General features: G+C 65.4%; 5 protein-coding genes. All 5 read right to left on the reverse strand.

Going from position 1 to position 5,901, the window contains the following annotated elements; translation table 11 throughout:
• Positions 1-319: 319 nt before the first annotated feature.
• Entirely contained in the window at positions 320-1,327 is a 1,008-nt protein-coding gene (locus H926_RS0108380) for a type II secretion system F family protein (protein WP_022675891.1), read from the reverse strand.
• Positions 1,328-1,343: 16 nt separating this feature from the next.
• On the reverse strand, positions 1,344-2,315 hold the full coding sequence (locus tag H926_RS0108385; protein WP_022675892.1) for a type II secretion system F family protein: 972 nt from the start codon (positions 2,313-2,315) through the stop codon (positions 1,344-1,346).
• 89 nt (positions 2,316-2,404) lie between these two features.
• A complete protein-coding gene (locus tag H926_RS0108390) occupies positions 2,405-3,688 on the reverse strand; it encodes a Flp pilus assembly protein ATPase CpaE (protein WP_022675893.1) in 1,284 nt (427 codons plus the stop codon).
• A 1-nt stretch (position 3,689) separates the two neighbouring features.
• Positions 3,690-4,358 (reverse strand): CpaD family pilus assembly protein, encoded by a 669-nt coding sequence (locus tag H926_RS0108395; protein WP_022675894.1) that lies wholly within the window; start codon positions 4,356-4,358, stop codon positions 3,690-3,692.
• 26 nt (positions 4,359-4,384) lie between these two features.
• A complete protein-coding gene (locus H926_RS0108400) occupies positions 4,385-5,893 on the reverse strand; it encodes a type II and III secretion system protein family protein (RefSeq protein ID WP_371256228.1) in 1,509 nt (502 codons plus the stop codon).
• Positions 5,894-5,901 lie beyond the last annotated feature (8 nt).

Raw genomic sequence — 5,901 nt, forward strand, 5'->3', positions numbered from 1 at the left:
ATCGCCGGTCTGGCCGCCGAACGCGCGCTCGCCGCCGGAACCCTGGGCGCCGCTGCCCGGCGATCCGCTGGGGCCGGGCGAAACCCTGCGCGTCGAAGCCCGCAACAGCGCCGGGCGCAGCCTGTTTGGCGCGATCGAGCAGGCCGTGCGCGTTCCTGCTTGAGGTTTGGCGGTACAGTGTCAGGCCAGCACCACCCCCTGGCCCCCTTCTCTAAAGAGGATGGGGAGTTAAAGCACTGACAATAAAAGCCCCCTCCTCTTCAGAGGAGGGGGTTTGGGGGTGGTGCGAAGCCCGGCAACAAGCCCGCCGCGCAGAGCCTTACGGCCCGGGCTTGCGGTTGATGAACTGGTCGCTGATCGCGCAGGCCGCCGGGCCCAGGATGACGATGAACAGCGTGGGCAGGATGAACAGGATCAGCGGCACGGTCATGATCGCGGGCAGGCGGGCGGCCTTTTCCTCGGCGCGCATCATGCGTTCGTTGCGGAATTCGGCCGACAGCACGCGCAGGGCGGAGGCCAGCGGCGTACCATAGCGTTCGGTCTGGACCATGGTGGTGGTCACGCCCTTCACCGAATCGAGGTTCACGCGATAGGCAAGGTTTTCAAAGGCCTGGCGCCGTTCGGTAAGGAACGACAGTTCGATCGCGGTGAGTGCGAATTCATCGCCCAGTTCGGGATAGGCGCGGCCCAGTTCGCGCGCCACGCGGCCGAACGCGGCGTCCACGGTAAGGCCGGCTTCGGCGCAGATCACCAGCAGGTCCAGCGCATCGGGCAGGCCCTTGCGGATGGCATGGGTGCGCTTGGACACCAGATTGGCGATCCAGATATCGGGCGCCTTGTAGCCAAAGATGACCATGACCGCGAAACCCATGAAGCGCTTGAACGCGCCCCATTCGGGAAAGAACTGCAGCACATAGATCCACAGGATAGCGAGGCCGCCCAGCACGATCGGGCCGATCATGCGGCCAAAGATCACCGCAACGGCCCATTCCTTCTTGCGGATGCCGGCCTGGGCCAGCTTCTGCTGCACCACGGCCAACTGGCTGTCCTGCAGCACGCGCAGCTTTTCCAGCACGCCGCGGATCGTGTCGGTGGTCTGGTTGCGGCGCACGATCGAATGGCGCTTGCGCGCGGCCGAGGTGATGATCCCGGCCTTGAGCTGTTCGCGTCGCTCGCTCAGCGCCTTGACCCGCTTGGCCATGGGATCGCGCACGGTAATCGCGGCATAGATTGCCAGGATCATCGCCGCGGCCGCGATCATCAGCATGATCGAGCCGGCATGGACGACATTGATGCCAAGCAGCGTGGGTGCGGGGTTCGGTTGCATCAGCGCGTTCCTTGGCTCAGATCTCGAAGCTGACCATCTTGGCCATGATGAAGGCGCCCAGGCCCAGCCAGCACAGCCCGCCCAGGCCGGCGATGATCAGGCGCTCGTCGACGAAGAACTTGCCCATGTAGACCGGGTTGATCCAGTAGATCAGGGCAAAGACGATGAACGGCAGGGCGCCGACGATATAGGCCGAAGCCTTGGATTCCGAACTCATCGCCTTGATCTTGAGCTTCATCTGCGCACGCTTGCGCAGCACGTCAGCCAGGTTGGCGAGGGTTTCGGCCAGGTTGCCACCGGTTTCGCGCTGGATGGCCAGGGTAATGCAGAAAAAGCTGAACTCGGCCATGTCGAGGCGGTCGGCGGTATCCTGCAGCGCCTCTTCCATGGTCTTGCCCACCTTGATGCGGTCGGTCACCAGCTTGAATTCTTCCCCCACCGGGCCGGGCAGTTCGCTGGCGACGACGCCCAGCGTCTCGGTGATCGGCAGGCCAGAGCGCAGGCCGCGCACGAGCAGTTCCAGCGCATCGGGAAAGCGGGTGACAAAGGCGTTGGCGCGCTTGGTGATCGCGCGGTTCACCACCATGTGCGGCAGCCCCGCGCCGACCAGAACGCCGGCCGGTATCGCGAGAAGCAGCGAGCCGGACTTGAGGAAGATCAGCGCGGCGATCCCCAGCCCCAGGCCAAGCGAGGCATAAAGATACTGCGACAGGGTCCAGCCCTTGCCGGTGCGGTGCAGGCGCAGGGCCAGCGCCTCGGTGCGCGAGGCAGAGCCGGCAACGCGATAGGCGCGGGGCGTGCGCGAGGCGATCGCCTTGCGATACTGCGCCTCCACCTTGTCGACCGCGCTATCCGAATGGCGGAAGCGCACCTGTTGCAGGCGGCGTGCGCCTTCCTTGCCGGCGCTCGGCCCGCTGAACGCCGCCACGGCTAGCAGCAGCGCGATACCAAGCCCGCCAAAGAGCAAGATCAGCTGGGGATTGAGCATCGGGGAACCTGCCTACCTGAAGGAAACCGTAAACTGCATCGCGCGGTGACGGCGTGGCACGGGGCGTAAATCGTCAGACCTGGCCAGCTTTAGACTGGGGCGCCGGTCTTGGCCTTGCCCTTTGCCGGCAACATCTTCTTGAGATCGAACTTGCCCAGGAGCGAGGTGGACTTGGCCTTGGGCTTGTCCGCCGGGCTGGCGTCGGTATCGGCGGCAAGGCTGGAAATGGCCTGTGCCACGTCCTTGATCGCCAGCGCCGCCTTGGTGCTGCGGTTGGCGCCGATGAACGTCTGCCCCAGCTTGGCGGCATTGGCTGCGGCCTTGGCATCGAACGGCACCTGGAAACCCAGCTTGCGCTCGATCGAGGATTCGAAATCGGCCCGGCTGATTTCGCCCACGCCCTGGTGCACCTTGTTGGCCACCACATAGACATGAGCGTGGCTGGCGTTGGACTTGAGCCAGGCCAGCAGGCGGATCGCATCGCGCGCGCCGGCCAGGGTCAATTCGGTGACCAGTGCCACCGCGTTCACATCGGCCAGCAAGTGCGGGAAGTTGATCAGCATGTTGCGCGGCATGTCGATCACGGTCATCTCGAACGCCTGGCGGAATTCCTCCTGCAACTGCACGAAGGCACTGCCATCGGTCATCAGCGGTGCGGTGATCGGCGCTTCGGCCGAAAGGATCGCCAGGTTGTCGTTGGCCCGGATCATCGCGCGTTCGATGAACAGCCCGTCGATGCGGCTGGGGCTGTCGATCGCGTCGGTCAGGCCACGGCCGGGCTCGAGATCGAGCGTGAGCGCGCCGGTGCCGAAGTGCACGTCAAGATCGAGCAGCGCGGTCGACAGCTTGAAATCGGCGCCAAACGACCAGGCCAGCGAAGTGGCGATGGTGGAGGCGCCAGCCCCGCCGCGGGTGCCGACAACCGCAGTGGTCACGTGGCGCTTGGCCGCGCTGCCATCCTGGTTCTTGGGCGCATTGAAGATCGCCTGCGCCTGGCTCAGCGCGTCGCGCACCTGGGCGACTGACAGCGGCTTGAGCAGGTAATCCTGAATGCCCGAAGCGATCAGATCGCGATAGAGCCGCACATCGTTGACCTGGCCCACTGCGATGACCACCGTGCCAGGTTCGCACACTTCGGCCAGGGCGTTGATATCGTTGAGGGGATCGCCGCTTTCCGACAGATCGACCATCAGGATGGCCGGGCTGGCGGTGATCGAGAGCGATTGCACGGCATTGCGCAGGCCGCCGCGCGCGCACTTTTCCGGCGCCCAGCCCATGTCGGCTGCCACGGCGCGCGCCACGTCGAGCGCCGCATCGTCGCACAGGAATGCTGCGAACAGGTCGCGATTGCCGGATTTCCAGGGTGCGCTCATGTCAGTTGCTCGCCGCTGAAGTGGAGGTGGTGACCTTCTTGACGGTGGCGCCCCCCATGCCGGAGGGTGCATTGTCGCGGTAGGCCTGGATCGCCTTGTTCGAGGTCATCACAGTGGTGCGGCCGTCGTCAGACTGGCCGTGCACCAAGTCTTCCTTGTTGGCCACCATCGCGGCCAGGTTGGAGTTGACCGCGCAGCCATAGTTGGTCGAGGTGGCGTTGTTGCCATTGCCATCGTTGTGGGTGGACCAATCCGGACAACCCGGCACGGCAGCGGTGGTGCGCATGATTACCAGGCGCGCGATGCCCGGCGCCACGCTGCCAGCCGTGATCGGCGCGCCTTCGGCCAGGCTCATGCCGTGGCCGGCAAGCACCGCCTGCACGGCATCGTGCGTGGCCGGATCGCGGGCGGGATCATCCAGCGCCACTTTGTCGCCATAGCCAAGATCAAGCGAGTCGAACCATCCGGCCATGCGGCGCTGCTCGCTGACCGAAACGCCGCCACCGGGCAGCGTATTGATGTCCAGCGTGTAGCTGGTGCGTTCGACCACCGGCTGGTGCACGCTGTTGAGCGAGCGGTTGGTCGGCTGGCCGCCGACGCAGCCGGCGAGTGCCGTGGTGAGGGCGAGGGCCAGGGCCACAGGGCCGATGCGATTGCGCGTGGTGGACATGGTCTGGTTCCTTGTCGCGTAGGCGGTCACAGGTTGAAGCCGGGCTTGGCGTCGGCCTTGGCCCGCTTGTTCTTTTCGGGCTGGGCGCCGCTGGCGTCGCCTACCTTGGGTGCCGGCCCGCCTTGCACGGTACCTTCGCGTTCGGTCGGCATCGGGCGACCTTCGCCCTTGGACGGTACGGTTTCCTGGTTGCCCAGCAACTGCTGCACGGCATCGGCGGCACGGAAGCCATCGGTGGGCAGCTTGATATCCTTGGCATCCACCGGGTTGACCAGATACGGGGTAACCACGATCACCAGTTCGGTCTCGCCCTTCTTGAACGAGGTGGAGCGGAACAGTGAGCCCAGGATCGGCAGGTCGCCAGCGCCCGGCAGCTTGGTGATGGTGTTCTGGGCCGAATTGCTCAGCAGCCCGGCGATCATGAAGCTTTGTCCCGATCCCAGTTCCACCGTGGTTTCGGCGCGGCGCACCTTGAGTGCCGGGATGGAAAAGCCGCTGAGCGTGATCGCGCCGTCAGTGGTGAGTTCGGAGACTTCCGGCCGCACGCGCAGCGAGATGCGGCCATTGGCCAGTACGGTGGGCGTGTAGGACAGGCTCACACCATACTTCTTGTATTCGATGCTGGTGGTGCCCAGGCCCTGCGAAAGCGGGATGGGAAATTCGCCGCCGGCAAGGAATTCGGCCGTTTCACCCGACAGCGCGGTAAGGTTCGGCTCGGCCAGGGTGTTGGACAGGCCGATCGTTTCGCCCAGATCCAGCGCGCCCAGCACATCCATGCCAAACAGCTTGCCGTTGCCGACCAGGCGCGTGCCTGTCGTGGCCGAGTTGACCACCGTGGTCGTGGCATTCATCGCCACGTTGCCGCCAGCCAGTAGTGGCCCGCCGGCGACATACTGGGTGAACGCGTTGCCCTGGCCCACGCCGAACTTGAAGCCGCTGGTGGCATCGGCCGTGGCCCAGTTCATGCCGATCGCGCGGGTCAGCGTGCGGCTGACTTCGGCAATCCGCACCTGGAGCATGACCTGCAGGGGCGTGGCCATCTTGAGACGGCTGATCACCTGCATCTTTTCGCCCACGAAGGCCTTGACCAGGCGCTCGGCCTCGGCCGCATCTTCGGGGGCTCCCACCGTGCCGGTCAGCAGCACGGTGTTGTTCATCGTGGCAGTCTGCACCTTGGCGTCGGGCATGGCGAGGTGGAGCATCTGGTCGATGCTGTCGATATTCGTGCCTACGCGCACGTTGGCTGACCAGATCACGTTGCCCTTGGCGTCGCTGGCATAGACGGTGGTTTCGCCCGGGCCCTTGCCAAAGACATAGAGCTGGTTGGTCGATTTCACCTGCACGTCGGCGATCTTTTCATCGGCGACAAACACATCGGCCATGCGCGAGGGCAGGGTGATCAGTTCACCCCGGCCGAGGCCCACCGCGATGGCGCGGGCCGGGCTGGTGACGCTCTGCGCCTGGGCCGCAGGGGCCAAGGCAGCGACAGCAAGGGGCGCGGCAAGCGGCGCGGCCACGATCATGGCGGTGCGCAGCGCGGAAA

The sequence above is a fragment of the Novosphingobium sp. B-7 genome (assembly GCF_000410615.1).
GTDB lineage: Bacteria > Pseudomonadota > Alphaproteobacteria > Sphingomonadales > Sphingomonadaceae > Novosphingobium > Novosphingobium capsulatum.

What these genes read in the sequence shown, in the direction of transcription:
- H926_RS0108380 (WP_022675891.1), bottom strand. Translation starts at nt 1,327, where the DNA reads ATGCAACCGAACCCCGCACCCACGCTGCTTGGCATCAATGTCGTCCAT.
- H926_RS0108385 (WP_022675892.1), bottom strand. Translation starts at nt 2,315, where the DNA reads ATGCTCAATCCCCAGCTGATCTTGCTCTTTGGCGGGCTTGGTATCGCG.
- H926_RS0108390 (WP_022675893.1), bottom strand. Translation starts at nt 3,688, where the DNA reads ATGAGCGCACCCTGGAAATCCGGCAATCGCGACCTGTTCGCAGCATTC.
- H926_RS0108395 (WP_022675894.1), bottom strand. Translation starts at nt 4,358, where the DNA reads ATGTCCACCACGCGCAATCGCATCGGCCCTGTGGCCCTGGCCCTCGCC.